The organism is Streptomyces sp. SID3343 (genome assembly GCF_009865215.1).
In the GTDB taxonomy this organism is placed as follows: domain Bacteria; phylum Actinomycetota; class Actinomycetes; order Streptomycetales; family Streptomycetaceae; genus Embleya.
This window is the reverse complement of record NZ_WWJX01000981.1, coordinates 1-1,629: the sequence shown is the minus strand read 5'-3', so window position 1 is coordinate 1,629 and position 1,629 is coordinate 1. Positions and strand designations below refer to the sequence as shown.

General features: G+C 71.2%; 1 protein-coding gene. It reads left to right on the top strand.

The features are described from left to right. Positions 1-392 precede the first annotated feature (392 nt). On the top strand, positions 393-1,629 hold a 1,237-nt coding region (locus GT354_RS30635; RefSeq protein ID WP_202512498.1), incomplete at its 3' end, for a helicase associated domain-containing protein.

The window sequence follows — 1,629 nt, the reverse complement described above, 5'->3', positions numbered from 1 at the left end:
CCGGCGCGGGCGGTGCGCGCCGCGAGCGGGGACAACCGCTAGCCGGCGCCGGTTCGGTCGGGCGGCCCACCGTTCGCCGGAGCACCACACTCGCGCCTCCGATGAGTCGGGGCGGGGCCTCGGGTCGGGCGAGGACACGACGGCTGCGCCCCCGGTCCGAAGGCAAAGGCGTGTCCAGGAGAAGCAGTCCGCACCGTCGGGCGCGCTGTTCGGCGTGTTGACCAGCCTGTTCGCCCGAGGGTGCGGACCGACGAACGCAACACGTAGAGCAAGGCGAACACGACTCCGGCCACCGGCGGCAGGTCCTGGGCCGTTTCGGCACCGGCGCCGACGAGAACGGCGTCCTCGTCGACCGGTCCTTCGTCTCGAACTACCGCGTGTTGGGCGAGGGCGTGGACGTGCCCGAAATCGACTCGATCGCGATCCTGCACCCCAAAGAGTCGATCGTGGAGATCCTCCAGGCCGTGGGACGCGCCGTGCGACCGTCCGCGCGCGGCGACAAGATCGCCACCATCCTCGTCCCGATCTTCCTTCAGGCCGGTGAGCACCGCGACGGCATGCTGATCTCGCCGAGCCGGCGACCGCACCAGCGCGTGCTTCAGGCATTGCGGGCCCACGACGCGGACATCGTCGACGTCCTGGCCGTCCCCCAGGTCAACGGCACACCCCAAGGCGAACGCGACCGACAAGACGGACCAGGACGACACCGCCGGCGAGGACGACGAGAACGAGGGTGGGGAGGAGCGGCAGGAGTGGCGGCCGATCCTGCGGTTCTCCACCCTGCGCGAGCCTGTCGAAATCGCCCATTTCGTGGAAATGCACGTCGTCGGCCCGCAATCGGGCTGCGCGGCCTGCGCGCCGCCGAACGCTACCGCCGCAACCATCCCGACCTGCGCGTCCCCCTCGACGGCGACCACCACGGCGTGAAATTCCCACTCGGCGGCTGGATCTCCGAACAACGCAGAGAACACGCCGCAGGGCGACCGAACACCAAGCAGATCCAGAAACTGAACGAGTTGGGAATGGTGTGGTCCCTGCTCGATCGGGCCTGGGAGGACGGGCCGGCCACAGCGCGCCAATACGCCCACGAACACGCCACCCTCGCCGCCCCCGCCGACGCCGTCATCGAAGGATTCCCGATCGGCAAATGGCTCGAGACCAAACGAACCCAGGACCGCAAGAGCGGCCTCGACGCCGAACGGCGCGAGGCCCTCGACGCGCTCGTCGAGGCCGAGCCTTGGAACCCGCCGCACTGGCCGGTGTCCTCGCAACGACGCCTCACGTACGTCGGCGAACTCCTGCGGACGCGCGGCACCGGAGCCCGACTGGAGCACATCGCCCTGGACGCCGTCCACCGCGTCGAGACCATCGGGCGGTGGGCCGCCCGGCAACGCGCCGCCTGGGACACACTGGGCCGGGAGCAGCACGAGCGCCTGGTCGAGTTGGGGCTCACCCGGCCCGGGGCGGTGGCCGACGCCGTGGTGCAGCAGGCGGGCAGTGCGGCCGGTGGGGGTGGGATGGCCGAGCCCAAGGGACCCAAGCCCACGCGGACGCGGGAGCAGGCGTTCGAGATCGCGCTCAGCGCGGCGGCCGCCTATCGGGAGCGGGTCGGGCACCTCGAAGTCCCCC